The sequence below is a fragment of the Streptomyces graminilatus genome, from assembly GCF_001418565.1.
GTDB lineage: Bacteria > Actinomycetota > Actinomycetes > Streptomycetales > Streptomycetaceae > Streptomyces > Streptomyces graminilatus.
In genome coordinates this window covers 31,110-55,521 of sequence record NZ_LIQQ01000325.1, presented here as the reverse complement: position 1 = coordinate 55,521, position 24,412 = coordinate 31,110, and the positions used below count along the sequence as shown (strand labels likewise).

Below are 24,412 nucleotides of genomic sequence, written 5' to 3'. Positions count from 1 at the left end.
GGCTATCCGCCGCCCGGCATGACCCAGGCCCCGCCCGCGCCCGGCGGCTACGGCCAGCGGCAGCCGCAGCCGTTGACCTGGTCGGCGACGATCGGCCCGGACCGCGAGTACTTCATGGCGATGATGCAGCGCTCCGGCCCCGAGGCCGCGGGCCTGAACCTGCCCGCGTACTCGCCGGAGCAGCGGCGCCCGCTCACCGGCAACCAGGTCACGATCGGCCGCCGCCGCCACTCCACGGGCGAGTCCCCGGACATCGACCTGGCGGTGCCGCCGGAGGACCCGGGCGTCTCGCACCAGCACGCGGTACTGGTCCAGCAGCCCGACGGCGGCTGGGCGATCGTCGACCAGAACTCGACGAACGGTACGACGGTCAACAACTCCGAGGAGCCCATCCAGCCCTTCGTCCCCGTACCCCTCCAGGACGGCGACCGGGTGCACGTGGGCGCGTGGACGACGATCACGATCCGCCGGGGATAAGGGCTCCCGCGAGCCCTGCTGTCAGGACGCGGGAATGGGCCAGGCGTACGGACCCGTGGGTTCGTCGAGCCAGGCCCACTCCCGGTCGCCGCTGACGGTGATCCCGTACCGCTCCCGTACCGGCCGGCCCTCGTGCTCCCACAGCGCGTACGCCTCCTGCGGTTCCAGGCCGCCCGTGGTGAGCGCCAGCAGGAACCGGAACAGTTCGTGCTCGCGTGCCCGGGCCGGGAGGGCGCCCAGGTGCGGGATCTCCGGCTCCGGCCTGCCCGTCCCCCGCAGCGGCACGAAGTAGGCGGACGTGTGCAGGAAGCGGCCCTCGGCGTGCTCTGCGTCGAGGACGGTGAGGGCGACCAGGCCGGTGGCGAACGGTGCCAGGATCCGCGCGCCCGGGCGGCACTGGGCGAGCCAGGCGCGCGGGACCGAGGAGAGCGTGCAGGTCGCGATGATCCGGTCGAAGGGGCCGCGCTCGGGCACTCCGCGGGCGCCGTCGCCGGTGACGACGACCGGGCGGCAGCCGGCGGCGGCCAAGTGCCGGCGGGCCGACTCGGTGATCTCCGGATCCAGGTCCACCGTCGTGACGAGTTCGTCGCCGAGGCGGTGGGCGAGCAGCGCCGCGTTGTATCCCGTACCCGCGCCGATCTCCAGCACGTTGTGCCCGTCCTCGACCTCCAGCGCGGCGAGCATCAGGGCCATGAGCGAGGGCTGGCTGCTGGAGGAGACCAGGTCGCCGTCGCGCACCCGGGTGGCGAGCGGCGCGTCCGCGTAGGCACCGCGCATCCAGCGCTCACGCGCACGCCGGTCGGGACTACCGCCCCACAGCCGCTGCCGCCCGGACACGGCACCGGCGTAGTAGTACGGCACGAACAGATGCCGCGGCACCGTCGCGAACGCCTCCCGCCAGACCGGGTCACCGTCCCAGGCCCCGCTGGCCTCGATCACCCGCACAAGCCCGGCCCGCGCCGAGACGGCGAGGTCATCGAGGCCGCCGAACTCGTCGCCCCCACCCTCATGGACAGCGTGCGCGCTCATAGGTCCACTGTCCTGCGCCTGGCCCGGGGACGCGAACGCCGCTACTGGCGGGAAGGGAAGCGACGGCTCGGTGCGCGACCGTCGGTGAGGTTGGCCGGGGACGGGGCGTTCCGGTTCGCGGTGGTCCGGGACGGGTTGGTCCTAGGCCTGGAGTACTCGGTCGGTGCGTCTGAGACCATGGTGAGGTGAATGAGATTCCGCGCGGCACGCTTCAGGAGCAGACCTTCTACGAGCAGGTCGGCGGCGAGGAGACCTTTCGGCGCCTCGTACACCGGTTCTACGAGGGTGTCGCCGGGGACCCGCTGCTGCGGCCCATGTATCCGGAGGAGGACCTGGGCCCGGCCGAGGACCGGTTCACGCTGTTCCTGATCCAGTACTGGGGCGGCCCCACGACGTACAGCGAGAACCGCGGCCACCCCCGGCTGCGGATGCGGCACGCCCCCTTCGCCGTCGACCGGGCCGCGCACGACGCCTGGCTGAAGCACATGCGCGTCGCCGTCGAGGAGCTCGGCCTCTCCGAGGAGCACGAGCGGACGCTGTGGAACTACCTGACGTACGCGGCGGCCTCGATGGTGAACACGGAGGGCTGACGCCCCGGCTCCGGCCCCGGACCCGGAGGGGTGTCAGCGGACGCTTACGTCCAGCGAGCCGAGTCCCGCCCCGCGTACGGCCACCGAGCCGAACTCGGTACGCAGCCGCAGCCAGGGCCCCGAGGAGACCAGCGCGAGCGGCTGCGCCTCACCGGACGCCGGTGCGGGCCGCAGGAAGCCCAGAGACTGCGCCGCGTGCACCGCGCGCACGGGCAGACGGGTGTCCCCCACCTTCCGGGACCAGATCTCCCGCCCGACCCGGTCGAGTTCGGCACGGGTACGCAGCTCGGGCGCCAACTCCTGCGTACGGGACCGGAATTCGGCGACCGCCGCGGCGACCATCGTGCGCAGCGCGTCCGGTGCGGGCAGACCGGGCTCGGGGCGCCAGCCGCCGCGCGGGGGCAGTACGCCGGCCCAGGGCGGGCCGGTGACCGCCGCCGGGACGGTGAAGGTGGCGGCGGACTCGTCCACCGTCTCCAGGAGTTCACCGGCCGACACGGTGACGTCGAGGGCGACGTCCAGCCCGTTCTCGTACGGCTTGGCGAGCCGGGCCGCGCGGATCGCGAGGACCTCGAAGGACGGGGGACGGCCGAACACCGCGAGGGCGGTGCCGGCCGCCTGGAGGCGGACCGCCGCCCCGCGGTCGTAGTGGAGCAGCCGGGCGAGGAAGGCGGCGAGGTCGGCCGCCTCCCCCTCGTCGGCGAGGTGCAGGACCGTCATGCGGCGACGGCCTTCTCGTCCTTGGCGTCATCCATGTACTCCTCCAGGAACTCCCGTTCCTCGGAGGTGATGCGCCGCGGACGCTGGGTCGCGAAGTCGAACGGCACGATGACCGTCGAGGCCTTCACGTACATCTGGTCCGGGTCCTTGACCTCGTAGGTGAGGGTGAAGGACGCCGCCCTTATCCGCGTGACCCACAACTCGATGTCCACGGGGGTGTGGCGGTGGACCAACTGCCGTTTGTAGTCGATCTCGTGGCGCGCCACCACGGACCCCTGCTGGAAGTCCTTGTCCGGGCGGAACAGGAAGTCGATACGGGCTTCCTCCAGGTAGCGGAGGAAGACCACGTTGTTGACGTGGCCGTACGCGTCCATGTCCGCCCAGCGCAAGGGGCAGCGGTAGATGTGCCGCAAGATCAGTCCCGGGTGAGCTTCTTGTAGGTGGCGCGGTGCGGGCGGGCCGCGTCGGCGCCGAGCCGCTCGATCTTGTTCTTCTCGTAGGACTCGAAGTTGCCCTCGAACCAGAACCACTTGGACTCGCCTTCGTAGGCGAGGATGTGCGTCGCCACCCGGTCGAGGAACCAGCGGTCGTGGGAGATGACCACCGCGGCACCCGGGAACTCGAGCAGCGCGTTCTCCAGCGAGGACAGGGTCTCGACGTCGAGGTCGTTGGTCGGTTCGTCGAGGAGCAGCAGGTTGCCGCCCTGCTTGAGGGTGAGCGCGAGGTTCAGGCGGTTGCGCTCACCGCCGGAGAGGACGCCGGCCGGCTTCTGCTGGTCCGGGCCCTTGAAGCCGAACGCGGAGACGTAGGCGCGGGACGGCATCTCGACCTGGCCGACGTTGATGTAGTCCAGCTCGTCCGAGACGACGGCCCACAGCGACTTCTTCGGGTCGATGTTCTCGCGGCTCTGGTCGACGTACGAGATCTTGACGGTGTCGCCGACCTTGACCGAACCGGAGTCCGGCGTCTCCAGGCCCTGGATCATCTTGAACAGGGTCGTCTTGCCGGCGCCGTTGGGGCCGATGACGCCGACGATGCCGTTGCGCGGCAGTGTGAAGGACAGGTCGTCGATGAGGACCTTGTCGCCGAAGGCCTTGGAGAGGTTGTTGACCTCGACGACGATCGAGCCCAGACGCGGGCCCGGCGGGATCTGGATCTCCTCGAAGTCCAGCTTCCGCATCTTGTCCGCCTCGGCGGCCATCTCCTCGTAACGGGCGAGACGGGCCTTGGACTTGGCCTGACGCCCCTTGGCGTTGGACCGCACCCAGTCGAGTTCTTCCTTGAGCCGCTTGGCGCGCTTGGCGTCCTTCTGGCCCTCGACCTTGAGGCGGGAGGCCTTGCTCTCCAGGTACGTCGAGTAGTTGCCCTCGTAGCCGATGGCGCGGCCGCGGTCGAGCTCCAGGATCCAGCCGGCGACGTTGTCCAGGAAGTACCGGTCGTGGGTCACGGCGACGACGGTGCCGGGGTACTTGGCGAGGTGCTGCTCCAGCCACTGCACGGACTCGGCGTCCAGGTGGTTGGTGGGCTCGTCGAGGAGCAGCAGGTCGGGGGCCTCCAGGAGCAGCTTGCACAGCGCCACGCGGCGGCGCTCACCGCCGGAGAGGTTGGTGACGGGCCAGTCGCCGGGCGGGCAGCCCAGGGCGTCCATGGCCTGCTCCAACTGGGTGTCCAGGTCCCACGCGCCCGCGTGGTCCAGGTCCTCCTGGAGCTTGCCCATCTCGTCGAGGAGCGCGTCCGAGTAGTCCGTCGCCATGAGTTCGGCGACCTCGTTGAAGCGCCTGAGCTTGCCCATGATCTCGGCGGCGCCGTCCTGGACGTTCTCCAGCACGGTCTTGGACTCGTCGAGGGGCGGCTCCTGGAGGAGCATGCCGACGGTGTAGCCGGGCGACAGGAAGGCGTCACCGTTGGACGGCTGCTCAAGGCCCGCCATGATCTTGAGAACGGTGGACTTACCGGCACCGTTCGGGCCGACCACACCGATCTTCGCGCCGGGCAGGAAGCTCAGCGTCACGTCGTCAAGGATGACCTTGTCGCCGTGCGCCTTGCGCGTCTTGCGCATGGTGTAAATGTACTCAGCCAAGAGAAACCGTCCGGCAGCTTGAAATCTGGCAGTGGTGGGTTACACCCCATCTTGCCTGACCGCCGCCCCTGGGGGGAAACCCGTATGGCGGAGGGGCCGTGACCAGGGGTGCAGCGGGCGGCGCCTCGCTCGGTACCCGTCGTTGTTGGTCGTTGGTGGTCATCGTTGGCCGCCCTCGGACGGCCCGTAGACGGCCCGAGAGACGGGCTCCGACCTGGTGCGATACGGGACCCGGCGAACAGCCACGGCCCCGCTCCCCCACCTTTCCACCCGAAGCCGAGCAACAGTCGGACCTCAGCTTGGAAAGCGGCGATCATTCAGGGCTCGTTTAGCCTCTGAACTGGGCTAACGGCCTGGAAGCGGCATCGTCGGGCTGTGCGCTCAGTGGCTAGGTTGCGACCCCTGAGCCAAGGGGGATGGGCGATGAGCGCTGCAACGAGCGAAGGAGCTGTGGCACCTATGGCGACAGGCGACCGACTTGCCGAAGGTCGATAGAACGCCGCGCCCTGACCTTGCGCGTCAAGTAGACCAATCCGCGCGAGCCGCCACACGCGACTCCACGAACGGATCACGACCATTAGGTGAGACGCAGCCAGACCCGAGCTTCCGTTCTGAGCTGCTTCAACTGCGGTTCGTGCTCCCAACTCGCCTTGGGACTCCCGTTTTCGGGCGAGTCTCAGTCCGCGATGGGCAGGAAGAGTCGAGTCGGCGAGCTGCGCATCTTTTTCAGGAATTTCTTGCCGTTCACGTGCAGGTTCAGCTGTTCTTCGCTTGGCAGGGAAGATCGGTCAAGGGGTTCACCGTTACCCCTTCGACTCATTTTAATAATGGCCTCCATCGAGCGGACCCCATGCTCGTACCGCCGTACACTCAGAAAGGCGCGCAACACACCATCATCCACATCATATGCACCGTTATCCGTCCTTGCAATTCTATTGGCTCCGAACAAAGAGTTAAGTATCAACGCACGCCGTAGCATTAGGTACCCACTGAGAGGGCCACTGTTGGGCGCGTTGATATCCGCGATATCAATATAGCCGTGCAGCCTGCTTATGAAATCGGTCGCCTTGGACTCGACGGGTACACGATTTGCCCGCTTCTCGAAGTCGGCGAACCGCTCGAATGTTCCCCCTGCGAACACGAAGACCGATGGGCCAATCAAGTGCACTTGATCCCCTTGCTGAAATTTACCATCTTGCATCGGTGCAAGGAAGTATCGCAGCCACCCAAGGGGCACCGAGCCCAAAGGCGAGTCGAACTCATCCCAGAACGCGAGTGGTATCGGTCCAGACAATGCCGAGTCGCGAACTTGATGAAGGGCTCCCACGATCTCTGACGCGGAGCTAAACTGAGATAGATTGAACGGCTCGATGGGCGCTATTACCCCATCCCGACTCCAAGGCTTCAGGAGCTGCTTTATTGCATACCCTTTCCCTGAGCCGGGACTTCCAAACACCGCAACAGCAAGCGGCTTAGTATCGAGACTAATCTTGTCGCAATAACTGGACACCAGGTTCCGCATTGCGCGCAGGCTCTCTATCTCCCCCTTATCAACCGTCACGAGACTGCCAAATTGACCGACAGGAGCCACATTTTCAAGTGATTTAAACCCCTCCCTTGCCGCACGCATCGATATATTATCTTCCGAATAAAGATTCGTTGACGGCTCGGCCATGATGGGGGGATAAGGGCTGTGATCGAGAATTTCCCCTACAGAGATAGACACCTTTTTAAAGCCACCTCGCGTCTTCGTATAATTCTCGTTTACCCTCGCAAGTTGCCCGCCTGCGGGTGTTTCATCAGGGTCGAAGCCGAATATTCGGCGCGAGACATGGAATTCATCATTCAGGACCTCGAAGCCGTCGCGGTAAAGCATCTGCATCGAAGCAAGTCCGTCCTTCATGCCTTCGATGAGATTTTCCTCAATCGCAGCCTTTTTATTACGAACTATGCGCGTCACCAAGGATGCACAAAGCGCACTGCCATACCCAAACATCATTCCGTACCGCTTATGCTTGTCCGCCCAGTCTCCCTCCATCGATTCCGGATCATAGACGAGCCTCAGTTGCACGTCCGCTTCGCGGATTACGAGCAGGGCACCTGTCGGTCCAAATGACGCGACCAGATACTTGCACTTTTTTAGCCCCTTCAGCCCGGAGCATCCTTCGATTTCCGCTAGGACATCATAAGTAGAGCGTTCCCAGGAGAGATCTTTGCTGACCTCGGCATTATTATCCCTCAAGCGTGCCACGGAGGTCTGAATGATAAGGTGCGACACAAGCCAATCATCGGAATCCTTAAGCCGCTCTTCCATGCATTCCCAGAGGTGCCCATTCGCAACATCGTCACTCATCTTAAGGAGAATCCACGGATGAGGAGCTGGCGAGCCTTTCTTTGGGATAAAATCGTCCAACCGTGATGGGTTATTAAATTGGTCCCGGAATCCAAGGTCTGCGTCGTCGAGTACGATTACGCTTGGAGCGTGAGATTTGTGTTCATCCGTTGCTTCACGTTCTTCCGGCGCTGTTTCTCTGCTTTGCCAGAATCCCATGTACCGTTCGACCCTAGTGATTTTTTGGGTTTCAGGTGCAGGTTCCCCTTCTTGGGGGTCTTTAAATCTTGCAAATACGGCGTACGAGTGGTTATATCCACTCTCATATGGAGATAGACTTTGCGCCTCTGGTGGAGAATAGTGAGGCTCCACCGGCTCGCCCGTCAGCCCCGTCAGCCCGACATCTATCAGGGAGGCCAGAAGGAATACACCACCCTTCTGCCACTTAAGGCCGACTCTGACATGAAGGCGCTCATTCGCATAGCGGAGGCTGTCTTCAGCCTTTGAGGCAAGGGCCCAGTCAATCGTTTGATCGCCAAATATGCAGACGCCGTGTCTTTCAGACATGGTATTCCCCAAAGAAGACGGATGGAGAATCTACGCAGCCATAGTTAGGCCTACTGCATTATTTCCTCGGCGGATGAGCCGGGTACGAAGACTCCTCTTCTAGTTGACACCCAACCGGGCTATCGCGCCACTCGACTACCACTGACGTTGAGTGCGTGATGTCGTCCTAGCAGGGGCGGAGATGAGGCGGGTTCTGGTGTGGCAGCTGGCGAGCGGCGCTGCTGCATTGGAATGGCGTAAGCCCCGCCTACGGTGGTGATGAGTCCTGTTGGCCGGTGAAAAATACAGTTGGCCAGGGTGGTGGGCCGACGGCGATATGCCTACAGGGTCTCAGCCGCCAAGCGCGTGCTGCACAGCAGGTACTACAGCCGTGACTCGCGATCTCGCTTGTCGCGGGTGGCGTACTCCGTCGCCGGGCAGCTCAGGCCACGAATCGGAGCCGCTCAGGGGTCGGCGTACGGTCCGTGAATCCGTGATCCGCCGTCAGCCGTGCCGTCCGTTGCGCGAGCCATCCGGAAACTCGCGGCCCGCCATTTACCGCCGTGCCCTCATGGACGGTGCCAACGTGCGTGAAGCCCTGCGCGAGGTAGTACCGCTAGAGACCCTCGTTCGTCGTCCAGGCGTCCAGCCGGAGCCATTGAGCACCCGCACGGTGCGCCCGGTCGCCCGCCCAGTCGAGCAGGCGTTCGCCGAGGTTCTGCCCGGCGTACTCGCGCGCAACGGTGAGCTTGTTGACGAAGATCGACGGTTCGGCCAGTTCCTCATCAGTCCACAGACCCTCTTCGGCGTCTGGGGTGAGCGTGATCGTGCCGGCCGTCGTATGCCCGTCTCGGAGCATGAACACGGTGCCCGCTTCGATCGTGGCCAACAGCTTGTCAGCCGGGTACGGACGGCTCCACTGGTTGGAGCCACGACCGCGCAGCCAAGCGGCCGCCTCCTCCCGGAAGGCCAGCAGCGTGGCCACATCACGCGGCTCTGCGGGGGCGATGATCACGTGTTCTCGCTTCGGGCGGACAGCTCGCCGATCTCATAGTTCATCCGGTTCAGGTCGCCCCGGAACGTCGTGATCGTGCACCGGATGGGCCGATCCGGCGAGTAGCCCGTTCTGGTCCAGAGCATGACCGGCACACCGGCTCCAATCTCAAGTAGGCGGGCCTCTTCCGGCGTGGGCATCCGAGCCGCGATTTCGTCGAAGTACCCGACCTGTTCGATACCCCGCGAGGCGAGATACCGCGTCGTGCCCTCAGCGATGTCACCTGGCTCAGCCAGTCGCGGCGACTCGTCTACCAACCACGATGCGTGGTCAGTCAGGAAGTCGTGCGCCGACGTATCCGGTTGCATGCGGTCCCCTACCTGGGTACGCGTCCCATGGGTTCGTTCCAGCCCGAGCACATGCGCACCTGGTTGAACAAGCTCAAGGAAGCGGTCCCGAACCCGAATTACCGTCGCGGGATCTACGACTCGGTGTCATCGCTGTTCAACGCTGCCACTGACGACGGAGTGATCAGGAAGAACCCCTGCCACGCCCAATCGGTCAAGGCTCCGACGGCTGAGCCCCGACTGGTCCAGCCATGGACCGCAGAGCGCGTACTCGCTGTGCGCTCGGGACTGCCCGACCGGTACGAGGCCACCGTGGACGCCGGCGGTGGGTGCGGGCTCCGTCAGGGGGAGGTGTTCGGGCTCGCTGAAGAGAACATCAACTTCGCCACGGGGTGGGTGCACGTTCGTCAGCAGGTCAAGCGCGTGGGCGGCTCGTTGGTATTCGCCCCGCCCAAGAGGGGCAAGCTCCGAGATACGCCGCTCAGCCCGGTGGTAGCGGTGGGGCTACGCGACCACATGCGACAGTTCCCGCCCGTCGAAGTCACGTTGCCGTGGAAGACTCCGGACTGGCCGTTGGTGACACTGAAGCTTGTCTTCACCAGCGCCGTGGGCAAGGCCATCTGGCGAAGCTACTTCGACGACCACGTATGGAAACCCGCTCTGGCGCACGCTGGCGTCATCCCGCCCAAGGAACCCGGCAAGCGTTACGCTTCCGCGCCGAGAGACGGCATGCACGCGCTACGGCACTTCTACGCGTCGGTGCTCCTGGACGCCGGCGAAAACATCAAGGCGTTGAGCATCTACCTCGGACACTCCGACCCCGGATTCACTCTGCGGATCTATACGCACTTGATGCCGAGCAGCGAGGAGCGGACACGGGCGGCAGTGTCAGCCGTGTTCGGGCCCATCCACCCGTTGGATCTCACCCCAGCGGCCTGACGGCCCACAGACGGCCCACGGCCCACAAGTGGCCCTTGATAAGCGGTTCCGCCGCTGGTCAGGGGCCACTTGTAAGCCCCTACTCGACAGAAACACCCCATCTTGCCTGACCGCCACCCCTGGGGGGAAACCCGTATGGCGGAGGGGCCGTGACCAGGGGCGCAGCGGGCGGCGCCGCGCCCGGTACCCCGTCGGGTTTGGTGGTTGTCCGCCGTCACCGGCCGCCCTGGGACGGCCCGGAGACGGCTGACCTGCGCGAACGGCTGGGGCACAGCCTGGACGGGCTCGGCTGCTTTCACCTTGGTTCCCAGCTGTTTCCCGCTTGCGCTGGAGCAGTCGCGCCGCGGAGCCCTGGCACACGACGGATGGGCCGGCACACCGGCTCAAGCTACTGGGAACCCAGTTCCTCATCGAGCACTCGCGGCCAGTTCCCGTGGCCCAGCCCGCCCGCCACAAGGAGATCGCGCCAGTCCTCCCGCGCGAGGCGGACCGCCGAACGGAACCGGTCGACGTCACCAGCGGCAATCAGGACGGCCGCAGCCAAGAGCCGCTCCATGTCCTGCTGTGAGCCTCCGAGTTCGACCGCCAACACACGCAGGGCACCGGCGACGCCCCGCGCAACATCGGCATCCGGAAAGTCCCGCCGAACTCTCTCACCCAGACGAGCACTGATCGCGTCCTCAGCCAATCCGTCCCCCTCGCTCACGTCCAGAGCAACATGCGGGGCAGCCCTCATGTCCCCCGAAGACTGCTGAATGGCCTGCGGGAAAACGAGTGCGTCAGCGGCCCCGGGCGCCTGGGTGGCGGGCCGGGGCCGGGTGGTTCAGTGGGTCACCGTGTGGTCACGCACTGTTGAGTTGTCAAGGTGCCGTGTCGCTTCCCGTCACCCTCGTGGGCCCGCCCCGTGCGACTCCTTCTTGCCGACGAGGAGGACCACGCCGCCGCCGATCACCAGGAGGACGATCGCGATGCCCGCGATCATCGGTGTCGCGCTGGAGCCGCCGGTCTCGGCGAGATTCACGCCGGCGTCGGGAGCGCCGCCCGCCAGGGCCGGTCCGGGGGCGCTGAGGGTCTGGACCCGGTCGCCGCCCGCGCTGCCCTGGGTCTCACAGTCGAGGATGCCCGCGAACCGCTGCTCGAAGCTGTTCGGCCCCAGGATCGTGAAGTCGTACGGCTGGTCCTCCTGCAAGGGGATCGTCACCGTCCGCGACTCCCCTGCCGCGATGGTGTGCTCCAAGCCCATCAACCGGAAGGTGAACGCCTCGTCGCCCTTGTTGGCCGCCGTGATGTCCACAGCACTCCTGGCGCAGTCCTTCCGCGCCGACAGTGCGGGGACGGGGCCCGTGGCCGCCCAGTTCGCGGTCGCCGTCGCGGAGACCGTGGATTCGCTGGAGCCGGCGAGGATCTGGGTCTGGCTCCTGCTGTCGGAGGTGAAGGCGCGGCCGACCGGCACGCTGGTCGACGCCTGGACGCTCAGTGCGGCCGAACCGTCCAGTGCCTTCCCGGGCACCTCGAAGAACACCTGGCCGCCGTCGGTCACCGACGTGACGGGCTCACCGTCCTTGTCGACGACGCGGACCCCGCTCGTCGCGGCGTCGGCGGGCGGTATCACCGTGACGCTGTCCGCGTCGGTGTGCACCGTGACCGGCCCGAGCCGCTCTCCGGGGTGGCCGGAGACCGCGGGCGGGTCCAGCGTCAGCGAGGCCTCGGGCTCCGCGAGACTCCGCGCGTTCTTCTCCAGATAGTCCGCGAGCTTCTGGGCCCTCGGGTCCACGGCGTCCACGTCCGCGCCGTCCGAGTAGCGCCAGATGGCCACCTGGGTGCCCGCCGCCGCGTCCTGTTCGGTGAGACCGGCCGCGCCCGCCCGGCCGGCCAGCTCCGCGAGGTCGTTCACCTGGGGATAGGAGTTCTGCAGGATCCAGCGGATCCGGCCCGCGTTCTTGTTGCCGCCCAGAGAGGTGCCGCTCCAGGAGGTCTCCTCGTACCTGGCGTCCTTCTGTGCCGGGTTGCGCAGGTCGACGCCGTACGTCCGCAGCATGCCGCCGTCGTCGACGGACATCTCGAACAGGCCGGCGGACACCTGCTCGTCCCCGTCCTCGCCGTGGACGACGGCCGCGCCGTACGTCTCCAGCTCGCCTATGGTCGCGGTCGCCCCGCCCTGCCCTTGCGGGGTGCCATCCGCGACGGCCGTATCGGCGGTGGCCAGCCCGCCGGTGACGGCGAGACCGGACACCATGGTCGCGGCGGCGAGCCGGGCCGCCGCCGCTCGCCCGCGCCCGGACAGCGCGGAGAACGAAGAAAACACAGAATTTCCCTTCGAGCAGGACCCGTTGACGTGGGGGGTGGGGTCCCACCAGCAGCATCAGAAGCCCCGTGAGCTATGCCGGGCATCCTAGGGATGTGACGGACCCCGCTTTCCAGTCCTGTCATCGGATAACCGATCCGACTCGGAATTGTTATCCCCAAGATCATCCGCAGGCCGGTCAGTCCATGGCCAGTCCACCGATAAGCCTCAGTTCGCCCGCCGTCGGCCGACTTGACCCCGACTTCGGTCCGACTTCGGTCCGACTTCGGCCCTGCATCAGCCCTGCATCGGCCCTGCATCGGCTCGATATCCGCCCTGCATCGGCTCGGCATCGGTGTGAGCCGATGCCCGCCACCCCCGACGGGCCCGCCTGATGTCATGTCACCGCCGCCGGCTCCCGCCGGTGTTGGGACCCCGCTCCGCTCTCGTCGGACACCGGTGTCTCCCAACTGGGTTCCGGGCGGGCCGGTGCCGCCGCTGTCTCGCCCTTGGGCGGTCCGGCGGAGCGCCGGAAGGCTGACGTCCCCCGTGCGAGGTCGTGGCCGATCGCCACGGCCTCGATGTCCGCCGACGTCCAGCTCTGTCCTTCGCGCATCTCGGCGCGCACCTTCAACCGGCCCTGGACGATGACCTGTTCGCCCACCGACAGCGATGCCCCGACGTTCGTCGCGAGTGCCCGGTTCGCCCACACCGTGAAGAAGTTGGTGTGTCCGTCCGTCCACGCGCTCTTCTCGCGGTCCCAGTAGCGCGAGGTCACCGCGAGCCGGAACCTCGCCGACGCCCCCGACGCCAGATCGCGGTACACCGGCTGCGTCGCCACATTGCCCACCGCGCACACCATCGTCTCGTTCACGCGAACCACCCCTCCCGGTCCCGGCGGCACTCGCGCCGGGCGGATACCCGTACGGGCCCGTCCCGTACGGCTGTTCCTGGCGCGGTGACCGCGAGAACTTCCCCTGGTCACCGCTCGCGCCGATCCCGTCCGTCGTGATCGCCGCGAAGTCAGAATGCATCCGCCGGGCCGAGCCCGCTGAGCCCTGTGGACTACCGGCCGGTTGTGGAAAACCCCGTCACCCGACCGAGCGACCCACGTCTCCCCGTCCCGTCACCCCTCCGGGCTTCGCCCCTGTCTGCGCTCCTGTCTGCGCTCCTGTCTGTACTCCTGCCTGTGACCTGCCGGTTCTCCCGCGCTCACCCCACCACCGCCCGTGCCCCCGTGACCCGTACGTACTGCTCGCGCACCTCGCGGTACCGCAGCAGTTCCGCCGCCACCGGGTCCAGTACCCGGGCCCGGCCGCAGCCCGCCGCCGCTTCCCGCAGCCGGCGTTCCGCCTCCAGGCCGTACCGGCGGGCCGGGCCGCGAGCCGCCAGTCGGCAGCTCCACTCCACCGCCGGACCGCCGACGATGCCCACCGACATCAGCAGCACCGGCACGCCCAGGTTCGGCGCCACGACCCCGACGATCTGGGCCACCAGCCACAGCCCGCCGACGATCTGCAGGATCGTCATGGACGCCTGCGCCAGCACGGCGACCGGCCACCAGCCCGGCCGGGGCGGCCTGGGCGGCCGTCCCGAGGGTGTCCCCGCGCGGGCCGCCAGCTCGTCCAGCGCCTCGGGCAGGCCCTGCGCCCCGCGTACGGCCGCCTCGCGCACCGCCAGCGCCCACGGCGCGGGCAGTCCGGCGGACGCCCGCTCCGCGACCGTACGCACCGCCTGTTCGACACGTTGGCGTGCCGTGGCCTCCTCGTCCGGCTGCTCGCGTACGGCGAAGCGGCCGGTGGAGGACTCGCGCCGGTCCTGGCACCACCGCCACAGCCGCAGCCACGGGGTGCCGCAGGCCCGGTTGGCGTTGCGCAGCCAGACCCGTTCGGCGGCCTGGCCGGCGGCGGTGGCACCCACCGCGTCGGCGAGCCGGTCGGAGAACTCGTCCCGGGCCCGTTCGCTCAGCCCGGCGCGCCGTCCGGTGCCGTAGACGGGCCGCAACTGCCACGCGGCGGCGTCGAGGTCGGCCGAGATCCGGCGGGCCGCGGCCCCGCGCTCGCCCACGAACTGGCCGAGCGCCTCGCGCAGTTCGCCGATGCCGTCCCCGGTGAGCGCGGACAGCGCCAGTACGGTGGCGCCCGGTTCGCCGTACTCCCCCAGGGCGATGCCGTCCTCGTCGAGCAGTCGCCGCAGGTCGTCGAGGACCTGGTCGGCGGCCTCCCCGGGGAGGCGGTCCACCTGGTTGAGGACGACGAACATGACCTCGGCGTGCCCGGCCATGGGCCGCAGATAGCGCTCGTGGAGGACGGCGTCCGCGTACTTCTCCGGGTCGACGACCCAGATGACCGCGTCGACCAGGGCCAGTACGCGGTCCACCTGTTCGCGGTGCTGGACGGCCGCCGAGTCGTGGTCGGGCAGGTCGATCAGGACCAGGCCGCGCAGTTGCGCCTCGGCCTCCGGGCTCTGCAGGGGGCGCCTGCGCAGCCGTCCCGGGATGCCGAGCCGGTCGATGAGGGTTCCCGCGCCGTCGCTCCAACTGCACGCGACGGGCATGGAGGTGGTCGGCCGGCGTACCCCGGTCTCCGAGATGGCGACTCCGGCGAGGGCGTTGAACAACTGGGACTTGCCGCTGCCGGTGGCGCCCGCGAGGGCGACGACGGTGTGCTGCCCGGAGAGCCTGCGCCGGGCCGCCGCCTCGTCGAGGACCCGGCCGGCCTCGGCGAGCGTTCTGCTGTCCAGGCGGGTGCGGGACAGCCCCACGAGCTCACGGAGCGCGTCGAGCCGGGAGCGCAGCGGCCCGTCGTAGGCCAGGGGCATCACGGGCTGGGGGACGCTGGTGACTCTGGCCTCGATGAGCGTCTCGCGCGTGGGGCCGTCGTTCTCGTTCACCCGGCGGGCGATGAGTCCGTCGTCCCAGGCGCCGGAGGACTCCGAGGACTCGGCTTCCGGGCAGGGATCGGGACGGGTGGCCTTGGGGTCGCCCTTGCGGGGGGAAGGGGTGCCGGAGCCGGAATCGCCTGCCACGCGCGCGTGGCTGTCACTGCCGTCGCCGTCGCCTTCTCGGCCACCACGGGCATCGGCGTCGACGTCGGCATCGGTGGAAGGGACCGTCCCGGGGGCATCGTTTACGGGCGCCTCACCCTCTGTGCCCTTCTCCTCGGCCGCCGCCTTCTCGGACTCCTTCTCCTTCTCGGGTTCCTTCTCCTTCTCGGGCTCCTTCTCCTTCTCCGTCTCCTCGGGGCTGGCGGCGTCGGAAAGGTCCTCCATTGGAGGCACGTTTTCGGCCGAGGCGTCGTGGTGGTCGTGGTCAGTGACGGCGGTCACCGCGGTCACCTCTCCTTCTGCAGTACGGACAGCGCGGCGATGAGTTCGGCCTGGGGCTCCGGGTGGACGTCGAGGGCGTCCAGCGGGGCGAGGCGGCGCTCGCGTTCGGTGTGCATGACCCGGTCCAGATGGTCGGCGAGCAGCCGTCCGCCCCGGTCGCGCAGCCGCAGGGCCCCGTGGGCGCCGAGGCGTTCGGCGAGCCCCTCGCCCGCGGACCGGGCCCGTCTGCCGCCCAGCAGCGCGGTGGCGACGAGCGCGGCGACCGCCTCGACGTCCGTGGCGGCGCTCCGGTCGAGGTCGCGCAGCTCTTCCTCGGCGTACTCCTCCAGCTCGCGCCGCCACCGCCGTACGGCCATCCCGATGCGGTGCTCGACGCTCTCCTGGGACGGGTCCCGGCCCGTCAGTCCCGGGGCGTCCCCGGCGGGTTCGCGGCGCCAGGAGTCGTCGACGCGTTCGTCGGCGGCGGTGACGGAGCACAGCAGGAGGGCGCTGAGGCTCTCCACGAGGGCGTCCAGGAGTTCGCCCGCCGAGCAGTCGAGCGGGAAGGCACGCCACCGCTTCAGCGCGTCCCCGGCGAGTACGGCGCCGGCATGCAACCGCCCCCGTACGCGCGCGTGCTCGCTGTCGTAGGCCGTGTCGACGGCCGCGGTGAGCCGCAGGGCCGCCGAGTACTGCGCGGCGGCGGCACCGGCCAGTTCGGGCATGCGGGACTTGAGGGAGTCGAGCACGCCGTACGCTGTACGGGCCATGGCGTGCCCGCGGCTGGCGGGGTCCTGCGCCTGCTGGACGAGCCAGGCGCGCAGCGGCGCCACGGCGGTGGCCGGAAGCAGCCCACCGCCCCAGGCGGATTCGGGCAGTTCGGGCACGGTGAAGCGCGGTACGTCGCCGAGGCCCGCCTTGGTGAGGAGGGCGCCGTACTGGCGGGAGACCTCTGAGACCACCTGGTGGGGCACCCGGTCGAGAACGGTGACCAGGGAGGCCTGGTAGTCCTTGGCGGTGCGCAGGAGGTGCCAGGGGACGGCGTCGGCGTACCGGGCCGCCGTGGTCACCATGATCCAGATGTCGGCGGCGCAGATCAGTTCGGCGGCGAGGACACGGTTGTCGGCGACGAGGGAGTCGACGTCGGGTGCGTCGAGGAGGGCGAGTCCGCGCGGCAGGCTGTCGGCGGTCTCGATACGCAGGACCCGGGCCCCGTCCTCACCGGGGAGCAGCAGATCGTCGCCGGAGTCCTGTCCCGGCTCCCGCGAGGGCACCCACACGCGGGTGAGGTCGGGCAGTACGCGCATCCCGCTGAACCAGTGGTGGTCCTCGGGATGGCAGACCAGTACCGGGGTCCGGGTCGTGGGCCGCAGTACGCCGGCCTCGCTGACCCGGCGCCCCACAAGGGAGTTGACGAGGGTCGACTTGCCGGCCCCGGTGGACCCGCCCACCACGGCGAGCAGAGGCGCTTCAGGTTCCCTCAGTCGGGGCACCAAGTAGTCGTCGAGTTGCGCGAGCAGTTCGTCGCGGTTGGCACGCGCGCGTGGAGCCCCGGGCAGGGGCAGCGGGAAGCGTGCGGCGGCGACACGGTCGCGCAGGGCGGAGAGTGCGTCGAGCAGCTGAGGCCGTACGTCCAAGGTCACCACATGTGAAGAATGCCCAATTTTAGGGGAATTCTGAAGCATATGAGCATGCCTGCGCGCCGACGGAACACAAGGGGCAAAAGGGATGACTGGGGCGCAGGCACAGTCCAGGCATAACGAGTGCACAACACCCGATGCGTGAGAAGGCAAAAGCGGTGCACGATTCGTACCTGCCTGCGATTATCAGGACCGCTTCACTGAACCTCCACATTGAGCCACGGAGGCGAAGCAACCAGGACAAGGACCCGGGAGCCCTATCCTTGTCTGCGGCAACGTCAGGGACCGGCTCGCACCCGGGCCCACCATGACCGAGGCCACCACACCCGGCCCCCGTAGCTCAGTGGATAGAGCAGGCGCCTTCTAAGCGCTTGGCCGCAGGTTCGAGTCCTGCCGGGGGCGCCTTTCCCCGCTCTCCTTCGGGAGGGCCTTTTTGCTGGTCAGAACGGGTTTCACTCACACGCCACAGCCCCGGACACTCCCCCGACGATCAAGGGGCAGGTTCCGGGGCTGTCCGGCTGTCACCGGGTTTTCGCGGGTGGCCGTGTCGAATACGTGTCGAAGTTTTCGGCGAGAAACCTCAGCCGGCGTCGGGCAGCTCGGGGAGATCGCCCGCAGCCTCCAGGCGCCTTTTCAGGTCAGGCAACTGTCCCTCGACGCACCGGGCGTAAGTGGCCAGCAGCACCGGCACGCTGTTTCCGGCCCATTCGGCCACCTGGGCGGGCGGGATCCCGTCATTGAGCCACTTCGTGAGGCGCGTGTGCCGGTTGTCGTACACCCGCCGCCCTGTGGGCGACTCGAAGACGTGCGGGGGCAGGACAGCCTTGCGCGCACTGCGCCACGCCCGGCGGATGACCGAACCCGCGAGGATGCCGCCCGTCTCCCCCTGGAACAGCAGATCACCGGGCTTGAGCTGTTCGTCCTCGATGTGCTGCCGCAGGATGCGCGTCAGGGCGGGATGCCCCGGAACGGTGCGCGTCTCGCCCTCGGCACGGCCCTTCAGATCCCGTTCCTCGTGGATCTCTCCGGTGTCGGTCCACTGCTTGCCGACCTCCGGGGTCGCCGTGTGGATCAGCAGCTCACACCATTGGTCCCCGGCGTCGGGGCCGGGCAGCGTCACATCCTGCACGCGCATGGCTATGGCTTCCTCCGGTCGCAGAGCGCAGTAGTACAGCGTGGCGAAGCACGCGTGCAGCCGCTTTCCTCCACGGGGCCGACGCCTAATCCAGTCGAGGAGTGCCGCCGCCTGGTCCGCATTCATCAAGGACCGCTTGTCCACGGCGTTGCTGGTCTTGGTGACAGTCGTCGACTCCTTCCCCTTGGGGAGGGGGTTGGTCCGCAGGACGCGCCGCCGGATCGCGTGCTTCATGACGACGTTGAGGATCCGGCGGTGGCGCTTCTTCGACCAGGCCGCCGCCTGCTTGCCGTCGAGGCGCGTGTCGACGGCTCGCAGCACCTCATCGACCCTCTCTTCCTCCTCCCAGGCTGAGACCGGCAGGGAGTTGCGCTCCACCCACCTCAGGATGGTCACCACGTCTCGCGGGGCGTCCGCACGACGGGCCGCGTTGAACGCCCATTCGCGCAGCGCGGTCCGCACGGCCACCGGGGCGAACTGAGTCGGTTGGACCCGCAACAGTGCGATAGTGACCGTTGTCAGGGTCTTGGCCGTGTTCTTACGGCTGTTGCCGCCGAGCTCCGGCCAACGGGCATCCACGTACTCGACGGCGAACGCGTACCAGCTCATGGAAGCCGACTTGGAGCGGTGGGACACCGGCAGCCCGGTGGCGATGACGAAGGCCTCACCCTTCCCCGTGGCCCGGATCAGTTCGGAGCGGAAGCCCTCAGCAAGCGCAACGGTGCCGAAGGGTTCACGCCAGCGCTTGTCCGCGACCACCCAACGCACCGTGTACGTGGTCTTCCGGGCGCCCTTGTACGTGAGGATCTTGTAGACCTTGACGTCGTACGTGGTCTCCATCAGGCGGCGTCCTCACGGTCATCGAGCCAGTGGTCGAGATCGCTCCGCCGGATCCTGAGGTCGCCGTTCGGGAGCTTGATGCAACGGGGCGCACGCCGCTTCGCCCGCCAGTCGTAGAAGGTCGAGCGCGAGACACTCAGCTCCTCGCAGACCTCGGCGAGGGTGAGCATGCTGCGCGCCCGGAGGGCCGTGGTCATGCCGCGCTCCCTTCGCCGAGCAGGGCTTCGCGGGCTGTCTCGCGGTTGGTCTGGAGGTCTCGCGCGATGGTCGCGGCCAGGGCGGCTTCGCCCGGGGTGTGGCCGTGCCCGGCGTACTGCCAGTCCGTCAGGACGAGGACGGTGTCCGCCTCGCGGTCGTCCAGGCCGAGTACGGAAGCCTCCTGTGCGGCGCGGTAGTCGGCGCGTTCCTGGCGGAGAGCGCCGAGGGTGGTGGAGTAGGTGCGCGACTTGGACGAGAAGTGCCCGCGGAAGCCGAGCATGTGTGCCCAGGCCCAAAGGCGCCGGTCCGGATAGAGGCCGTCCAGGTCGCGGCACGCGGTGATGAGCCGCCGGGTGTGGTCGGGCACCTGGTGGCGGTCGAGTTCGGAGAGTTCGCCGATGCGGCGGTCCAGGGTGCCGGTGTTCTCAGCGGCTTTGGTGGCGTACTTGGCCACGTACGAGGCAACGGCCTGTTCGGTGATGTCGGAGCCGTCCCCGAAGGCCTTGACCGGGCGGACGTCGAGCTGTCGGCCCCATCGGAACGTTCGGGCGGGTTGGTCGTCGGCAGCCGGGACCGAGACGGACGTGTACGAGTGCGCGGCGGCGGCACGTATCGCGTCCGTGAGCAGGTCAACGGTGGCCCAGGCGGGCGGCGGTGTCCCGGGCCCCTCGGGGCCGTCGAGGCGCACGACGGCATGGAAGTGCAGGGCCCCGCGCTTCTGGAACTCGGCCACCTTGCCGTACGAGACGCGCAGGTGGTCGGCGAGTTCCCGCCGGGCCAGGCCGGCGCGGGCGGCGAGTTCGCGGCGGAGTCGGGTGGTGAAGCGCTGCCAGAGCTGTCCGGCGTGATTGTTGAACAGAACGGCGCCCGCGTAGTCGTAGGTGTCCGCGTCGAGGGCGGTGCCCAACTCCGGGGCGTCAGCCGCGTGTCGGGTGCCGCAACGGCAGGAGTTGCCGTGATCGGGCCGGTTGTGGACCGGGCCGAAGGATGGGGCGGTGAGGGTGGCGAAGACGCGGGGGTGGTCGCGGACGGTGGCGGGGATGTCTCGGCGGTCGTCTCCAGCGAGGCCGGCGCGGATGAGGTGGTAGGTGTCGCCCGTGTAGGTCCAGGCGCAGGAGGGGCAGCGGGAGGCGCGGCGGTTGCCACAGGCGAGGCGGAGGCGTCCGCCCGGTTCGTTCTCTGTGGAGTAGTGGTGCAGGGTCTCGCCGGTGGTCTTGTCCTTGGTGAGGGTCCAGCCGGTCAGGTGGATCGGGTCGGAGCAGCCGCCGGTGCGGCGGATCTGGTCTTCCCAGCGGCTGTAGTCGGAGGCCGAGGCCACCCGGAGGAGGTCTCCGAGGGTGGTGGGGTCGAGCGGTTGGGCGGGCGTAGGCGCCTTCTGTGTCGCGGGTGAGGCCCGGTGGGCCATGCTGGGGGTTCCTTCCGGTTGCGAGATCGGACAGGGACGGCTCCCGGGCGGCGGATGCTTGGCGGTATCAGGGCCGCCCGGGGGCCGGTCAGCGTCGCTTGGCGTCGGAGGCGAGCAGGGAGCGCAGGACGACGGCGCAGACGGCGACGGACGCGCCGGTGATGGCGACCGCCAGAAGCAGCGAAACGAGGACGGCGCCGAGGACCAGGACCACAGCCGTGCCGGCGCCGACGAGAGCGAGCGCCGTGCCGGGGGTGAGCTGGACGACCGGGCGGGACGAGGCCGGGACGACAGGTGCTGGCGGCGGGACCGGAATGCCCGGGGTGATGGTGGTCGGATGGATGACGGCGGGCGGGGTGGTCAGGCCGGTGGGTTGGGGCATGGTCGGGAACTTGGGCCGGAACATGGGCGGTTGGCCTTTCGCGGTTACTTGACGGCGGTGTCGATGACGGGGGCCAAGACGCTGTCGGCGAGGAGGAATCCGCCGAGGAGCAGTACGGCGATGAGCCACCAGGGCGGGCGGATGAGCTTCACGCCGAGGTAGCCGACGGCGAGGAGTGCGAACCAGAGCGGGACCTGCACGTTGATCTCCTAGCGGACGCGGCAGCGGTGGGTGCGGGCGGCGAGCTGAGCGGCGGTCTGGCTGGAGTAGTCGGCGGACCAGCCGCAGCGGTCGGCGGTGCAGACGGCGGCGTGCACAGTCCTGCCGTTGCGGTCGCGGTGCGTGCCGATCTGCACGGGGCCGATCCGCATCACGGAGTGGAAGTTGTCGCGGGCGGGCATCGGGGTGTCTCCTTCCTGGTCAGGCGAGGTGAGCGGCGATGGCGTCGGCAAGGTGGGGCGGGACGCCAAGGCGGGAGCGCAGGGTGTCGGTGTCGATCGGGGAGCCCGTACGAGCCCGGTAGTCGTCGGCCACCTTGCGGGCGTGGTCGACCAGGACGGCGGGGACCGGCGGCACGGGCGTCGAGGCGGGAGTCGAGGGCAGGGCCGGGACCGGGACCGCGTCAGGCTCAGGCACGGCTGCTTCCGGTAGCCGCGGCTCGGCGTCCCGGGTGTCCGGCGTGTCCGGCACGGGTGCTGGCGGAACAGGCTCCGGCTCAGCAGCCGACGAGTGAGCGAGGAGCGTGCCGCCGAGAAAGGCGAGCGCGGGCCACCCTGCGATGCCGAGACGGAGCATGGCGGGCGGGTCGGCCAGGTCGAGGAACCCGGCGGTGGCGACGTTGGCACCGAGGGAGGCGAACAGGGCGATGAGGAACCAGCACCAGGCCAGCCGGGACGGGCCCTCACTGCGCAGGCGCCGCCAGGCCGCGACCAAGAGCAGGTCGACACTGACCGGGTAGGCCCACGCCTTCCAGCCGTCCTGTCCGGCAGCGGCAGCCAGGTCATGGAGGTGGGCGAAGGACAGGGCACCGGCGATCACGGCCTGAATCAGCACCGCGTCGACACGGAGGCCGTGACGGGCGCCCATCAGGAGTCCTCACCGGGGTAGATAGGGCCGCCGTCGAAGTCGTCGCCGGACGGGAACATGCCGGGCGGCGGCTCGGGCAACGAGACGGCGAGGGACGTGCTGACTGCTTCCACGAAGTCGAGGTCGGCGCCGCCCATGTCGGCGTACAGGGCGAGTTGGCCGAGGAGGAGCACGGTCCGGGCGAAGTCCTCGCAGTTCGGGCACATGCCGAGTTCTCCCTTCATCAGGCATGGCGGGGGTAGGGACTTGGCGCGAAGACGGTCACGCCGGCCGATGGGTACGAGCGAGAGATCAGGCGGTGGCCGGAGAAGGCTTGGCCGACGGCACGGGAGCGGCGACGGGTCCGGCGAGGGCGGGCCGGAACGGCGCCAGCTCGGGCAGGTCCGGGGTCCGGTCGGCGTGCCTGTTGCAGAGGTTCACGGCCTGGCGGAGCGAGGTGTGAGGGGCACGGATGCGGTGCCAGCCACCGGAGGAGTCACCCGCGATGGCAATCCCCCGCATCTCGGCCGGGATCTGGATGGCGGCGAGGACGGCGTCCGGGGAGATATCGCCGAAGGCCATGTTGGCGGAGGTCTCGTCGTTGACGCGGTGGGCGGTACGGCCAGTGAGCTGGGCGCGGAGCATGGTGATGCCCTTGCCGAGTTCGGAGCCGAAGCGCTGTCCGCAGATTTCCAGGTAGATGCCGGCGGCGCGGCCGAGCTGGGCGAGGCGGACGAGGTCGGTGATGATGCGATCCCGCCGCTTCTCCTCCTCCTTGTTGGCGTACAGGGCGAGTTCGGCAACCTCGTCGACCAGGACGACGACCGGGGTCGGACGCAGTCCGTCGGGCAGGTCCCAGATGTCGGAGGCGATCTCCGCGTCTGGCACGTCGACGGTGATCCGTTGCTGGGCACGGATGATCTGATAGACGTCTGCCATACGGGCCACGAGCGCGTCGAGCAGCTCGGCGGCGGTGTCGGGGTTGTCGGCCAGCGCGGAGAACCTACGGGCCAGCGGGAACAGCTCCACTCCTTGCTTGCAGTCGATGCCGACGAGAGCGACGTCCATCGGGGCGAGTCCGGCGACCAGGTTGCGTTGGTAGACGGACTTGCCGGATTCCGTGGCCCCGAGGGTGAGGGCATGAGGTATCGCCCGGTAGTCGCGGTAGTGCACCGAGCCGTCCTGTCGCAGGGCGACCGGTACCCGCATGGGCCGGGTCTCGGTCACGGCGGGCATCTGCACCCGCTTGAGCACGTCGTAGCCGGTCATCCGCACCTCTACGACGCCGGACCGCAGCTCACGCGAGGTCACGCCGTACATCGAGAACGAGTGCCGAAGCCGGTCCGAGGCGGCGGCGATGTCGAAGGCGTCCTGGCCGGGGCGCAACTTGAGCCGCAGGACCAGGCCTGTACGAGTCGGCAGCAGCCGCAGAATGCGCGGCGGACGGGACTCCGGTATCGGTCGGTTGGCGGCCCGTGCCAGGGCGAGCCGCCATCTCGCGGGCGGTACGGTCAGCCCGCACGCGTCCATGACGGAGCCGTACCGGAGCAGGACCCGGAGCGTGGCCAGGGTGACCCCGAAGGCCAGCCAGTACCAGGCGGGGCGCCGCCACCGCAGGAGACCCACGGCAGCGACGACCAGCACCAGAGCGACCGTGAAGCCGGTCATCATCAGGCCGCCTTCGGTCCTGCGGCGGCGTTGACGTTGGCGAGCGAGGTGACCGCGACCGCGCGGAACGCGATGCCGTGCCGCTTCTGGCCGTTGAAGTCGTTCTCCCAGGGCCGTGCGATCAGGCCGGTGAGCGCGACCGGCGTGCCCATGGCCAGCTCACCGCTGATCCCGGGCTCCGGGACGGTGATGGACAGGATCTCCACCTCTTCGTTCGCCGCGAACATCACGTCGACGGTCATCAGCTTCGCGCCGGACTCGATGTCCATGGCGATCTCGCCCGTGCGGCGGTCCTTGACCTTGGGCTGCGGGGTCTTGGCGACCATCACGATCGCGGCGGAGGTGTCGACGGGAATCTGACGCACAGCAGATCACTCCTCTATAGATGCTGAACTCCGTCACTCATGTATATGAGTGACATGAAGAAGAGTGCAT

The 24,412-nt window shown here is 68.5% G+C and carries 23 protein-coding genes, 1 tRNA gene and 2 pseudogenes; 4 read left to right on the top strand and 22 right to left on the bottom strand.

Annotation, left to right across the window (positions count from 1 at the left end; translation table 11 throughout):
- Positions 1–477 (top strand): FHA domain-containing protein (locus AOK08_RS26640; protein ID WP_157876805.1); only part of this gene is annotated, 477 nt, incomplete at its 5' end.
- A gap of 21 nt (positions 478–498) precedes the next feature.
- Here AOK08_RS26640 and AOK08_RS26635 read toward each other — a convergent pair.
- Positions 499–1,506, bottom strand: a complete 1,008-nt coding sequence (locus AOK08_RS26635) for a methyltransferase domain-containing protein (RefSeq protein ID WP_055530648.1) — start codon at positions 1,504–1,506, stop codon at positions 499–501.
- A gap of 185 nt (positions 1,507–1,691) precedes the next feature.
- Here AOK08_RS26635 and AOK08_RS26630 point away from each other — a divergent pair, with 185 nt between their 5' ends.
- Positions 1,692–2,096, top strand: coding sequence for a globin (locus AOK08_RS26630; protein WP_055530646.1), 405 nt, complete (start codon positions 1,692–1,694; stop codon positions 2,094–2,096).
- A gap of 33 nt (positions 2,097–2,129) precedes the next feature.
- On the opposite strand, the gene AOK08_RS26625 is transcribed toward AOK08_RS26630, so the two are convergent.
- The 6 genes and pseudogenes from AOK08_RS26625 to AOK08_RS26605 all read right to left on the bottom strand — a co-directional run.
- Positions 2,130–2,816 (bottom strand): DUF8185 domain-containing protein, encoded by a 687-nt coding sequence (locus AOK08_RS26625; RefSeq protein ID WP_055530644.1) that lies wholly within the window; start codon positions 2,814–2,816, stop codon positions 2,130–2,132.
- Positions 2,813–3,229, bottom strand: coding sequence for an acyl-CoA thioesterase (locus AOK08_RS26620; RefSeq protein WP_055530642.1), 417 nt, complete (start codon positions 3,227–3,229; stop codon positions 2,813–2,815). The genes AOK08_RS26625 and AOK08_RS26620 overlap by 4 nt, the downstream gene beginning before the upstream one ends.
- A 2-nt stretch (positions 3,230–3,231) precedes the next feature.
- The gene (gene ettA, locus AOK08_RS26615) at positions 3,232–4,896 is read right to left on the bottom strand and encodes an energy-dependent translational throttle protein EttA (protein WP_079054282.1); all 1,665 of its coding nucleotides are present in this window, start codon (positions 4,894–4,896) and stop codon (positions 3,232–3,234) included.
- Between the two features lie 676 nt (positions 4,897–5,572).
- On the bottom strand, positions 5,573–7,795 hold the full coding sequence (locus tag AOK08_RS45985; RefSeq protein ID WP_157876804.1) for a hypothetical protein: 2,223 nt from the start codon (positions 7,793–7,795) through the stop codon (positions 5,573–5,575).
- A gap of 421 nt (positions 7,796–8,216) precedes the next feature.
- A pseudogene (locus AOK08_RS26610) lies at positions 8,217–8,789 on the bottom strand (GNAT family N-acetyltransferase).
- Positions 8,786–9,088 (bottom strand): annotated as a pseudogene (locus AOK08_RS26605) (UTRA domain-containing protein); the annotation flags it as partial. The pseudogenes AOK08_RS26610 and AOK08_RS26605, both read right to left, overlap by 4 nt.
- 111 nt (positions 9,089–9,199) lie before the next feature.
- Here AOK08_RS26605 and AOK08_RS26600 point away from each other — a divergent pair.
- Positions 9,200–10,054 carry a tyrosine-type recombinase/integrase gene (locus AOK08_RS26600; RefSeq protein ID WP_422125773.1) on the top strand — a complete coding sequence of 285 codons (855 nt, stop codon included), beginning with the start codon at positions 9,200–9,202 and terminating at the stop codon, positions 10,052–10,054.
- A gap of 388 nt (positions 10,055–10,442) precedes the next feature.
- Here the strand turns inward: AOK08_RS26600 and AOK08_RS26595 are convergent, their stop codons facing one another.
- The 5 genes from AOK08_RS26595 to AOK08_RS26575 all read right to left on the bottom strand — a co-directional run bounded on the left by AOK08_RS26595 (position 10,443) and on the right by AOK08_RS26575 (position 17,290).
- The gene (locus AOK08_RS26595) at positions 10,443–10,742 is read right to left on the bottom strand and encodes a hypothetical protein (RefSeq protein WP_157876803.1); all 300 of its coding nucleotides are present in this window, start codon (positions 10,740–10,742) and stop codon (positions 10,443–10,445) included.
- A 195-nt stretch (positions 10,743–10,937) separates the two neighbouring features.
- A complete protein-coding gene (locus tag AOK08_RS26590; protein WP_241827101.1) occupies positions 10,938–12,359 on the bottom strand; it encodes a TQXA domain-containing protein in 1,422 nt (473 codons plus the stop codon).
- A gap of 376 nt (positions 12,360–12,735) precedes the next feature.
- Entirely contained in the window at positions 12,736–13,212 is a 477-nt protein-coding gene (locus AOK08_RS26585) for a single-stranded DNA-binding protein (RefSeq protein WP_055530630.1), read from the bottom strand.
- 338 nt (positions 13,213–13,550) lie between these two features.
- Positions 13,551–15,665 (bottom strand): YfjP family GTPase, encoded by a 2,115-nt coding sequence (locus AOK08_RS26580; protein ID WP_055530656.1) that lies wholly within the window; start codon positions 15,663–15,665, stop codon positions 13,551–13,553.
- A gap of 5 nt (positions 15,666–15,670) precedes the next feature.
- A complete protein-coding gene (locus AOK08_RS26575; protein ID WP_055530628.1) occupies positions 15,671–17,290 on the bottom strand; it encodes a dynamin family protein in 1,620 nt (539 codons plus the stop codon).
- 323 nt (positions 17,291–17,613) lie between these two features.
- On the opposite strand from AOK08_RS26575, the gene AOK08_RS26570 reads away from it, so the two are divergent.
- Positions 17,614–17,686 (top strand) — tRNA-Arg (locus AOK08_RS26570).
- Positions 17,687–17,864: 178 nt separating this feature from the next.
- On the opposite strand, the gene AOK08_RS26565 is transcribed toward AOK08_RS26570, so the two are convergent.
- From AOK08_RS26565 to AOK08_RS26525, 10 genes are all read right to left on the bottom strand, one after another.
- Entirely contained in the window at positions 17,865–19,259 is a 1,395-nt protein-coding gene (locus AOK08_RS26565) for a tyrosine-type recombinase/integrase (RefSeq protein ID WP_055530627.1), read from the bottom strand.
- Positions 19,259–19,456, bottom strand: coding sequence for a helix-turn-helix transcriptional regulator (locus AOK08_RS26560; RefSeq protein WP_055530625.1), 198 nt, complete (start codon positions 19,454–19,456; stop codon positions 19,259–19,261). Before AOK08_RS26560 ends, AOK08_RS26565 begins: the two co-directional genes overlap by 1 nt.
- Complete coding sequence (gene repSA / locus AOK08_RS26555; RefSeq protein WP_055530623.1) at positions 19,453–20,862, bottom strand: replication initiator protein RepSA; 1,410 nt, start codon at positions 20,860–20,862, stop codon at positions 19,453–19,455. The genes AOK08_RS26560 and repSA overlap by 4 nt, the downstream gene beginning before the upstream one ends.
- A gap of 88 nt (positions 20,863–20,950) precedes the next feature.
- A complete protein-coding gene (locus AOK08_RS26550; protein WP_055530621.1) occupies positions 20,951–21,268 on the bottom strand; it encodes a hypothetical protein in 318 nt (105 codons plus the stop codon).
- Positions 21,269–21,288: 20 nt separating this feature from the next.
- Positions 21,289–21,444, bottom strand: coding sequence for a hypothetical protein (locus AOK08_RS44950; RefSeq protein WP_107101053.1), 156 nt, complete (start codon positions 21,442–21,444; stop codon positions 21,289–21,291).
- Between the two features lie 9 nt (positions 21,445–21,453).
- Positions 21,454–21,645, bottom strand: coding sequence for a mobile element transfer protein (locus AOK08_RS26545; RefSeq protein WP_055530619.1), 192 nt, complete (start codon positions 21,643–21,645; stop codon positions 21,454–21,456).
- Between the two features lie 19 nt (positions 21,646–21,664).
- A complete protein-coding gene (locus tag AOK08_RS26540; protein ID WP_055530617.1) occupies positions 21,665–22,330 on the bottom strand; it encodes a DUF2637 domain-containing protein in 666 nt (221 codons plus the stop codon).
- Positions 22,330–22,536 (bottom strand): hypothetical protein, encoded by a 207-nt coding sequence (locus AOK08_RS26535; protein ID WP_055530615.1) that lies wholly within the window; start codon positions 22,534–22,536, stop codon positions 22,330–22,332. Before AOK08_RS26535 ends, AOK08_RS26540 begins: the two co-directional genes overlap by 1 nt.
- Before the next feature lie 85 nt (positions 22,537–22,621).
- Positions 22,622–23,977, bottom strand: coding sequence for an FtsK/SpoIIIE domain-containing protein (locus AOK08_RS26530; protein ID WP_055530654.1), 1,356 nt, complete (start codon positions 23,975–23,977; stop codon positions 22,622–22,624).
- A gap of 2 nt (positions 23,978–23,979) precedes the next feature.
- The gene (locus AOK08_RS26525) at positions 23,980–24,342 is read right to left on the bottom strand and encodes an SCO3933 family regulatory protein (RefSeq protein WP_055530614.1); all 363 of its coding nucleotides are present in this window, start codon (positions 24,340–24,342) and stop codon (positions 23,980–23,982) included.
- Positions 24,343–24,412: the final 70 nt, after the last annotated feature.

Excerpts from the sequence above, each read along its gene's own strand:
- AOK08_RS26565 (WP_055530627.1), bottom strand. The coding sequence starts at position 19,259 with ATGGAGACCACGTACGACGTCAAGGTCTACAAGATCCTCACGTACAAG.
- AOK08_RS26545 (WP_055530619.1), bottom strand. The coding sequence starts at position 21,645 with ATGCCCGCCCGCGACAACTTCCACTCCGTGATGCGGATCGGCCCCGTG.
- AOK08_RS26540 (WP_055530617.1), bottom strand. The coding sequence starts at position 22,330 with ATGGGCGCCCGTCACGGCCTCCGTGTCGACGCGGTGCTGATTCAGGCC.
- AOK08_RS26560 (WP_055530625.1), bottom strand. The coding sequence starts at position 19,456 with ATGACCACGGCCCTCCGGGCGCGCAGCATGCTCACCCTCGCCGAGGTC.
- AOK08_RS26530 (WP_055530654.1), bottom strand. The coding sequence starts at position 23,977 with ATGACCGGCTTCACGGTCGCTCTGGTGCTGGTCGTCGCTGCCGTGGGT.
- AOK08_RS26635 (WP_055530648.1), bottom strand. The coding sequence starts at position 1,506 with ATGAGCGCGCACGCTGTCCATGAGGGTGGGGGCGACGAGTTCGGCGGC.
- AOK08_RS26550 (WP_055530621.1), bottom strand. The coding sequence starts at position 21,268 with ATGTTCCGGCCCAAGTTCCCGACCATGCCCCAACCCACCGGCCTGACC.
- AOK08_RS26625 (WP_055530644.1), bottom strand. The coding sequence starts at position 2,816 with ATGACGGTCCTGCACCTCGCCGACGAGGGGGAGGCGGCCGACCTCGCC.
- repSA (WP_055530623.1), bottom strand. The coding sequence starts at position 20,862 with ATGGCCCACCGGGCCTCACCCGCGACACAGAAGGCGCCTACGCCCGCC.
- AOK08_RS45985 (WP_157876804.1), bottom strand. The coding sequence starts at position 7,795 with ATGTCTGAAAGACACGGCGTCTGCATATTTGGCGATCAAACGATTGAC.
- AOK08_RS26535 (WP_055530615.1), bottom strand. The coding sequence starts at position 22,536 with ATGTGCCCGAACTGCGAGGACTTCGCCCGGACCGTGCTCCTCCTCGGC.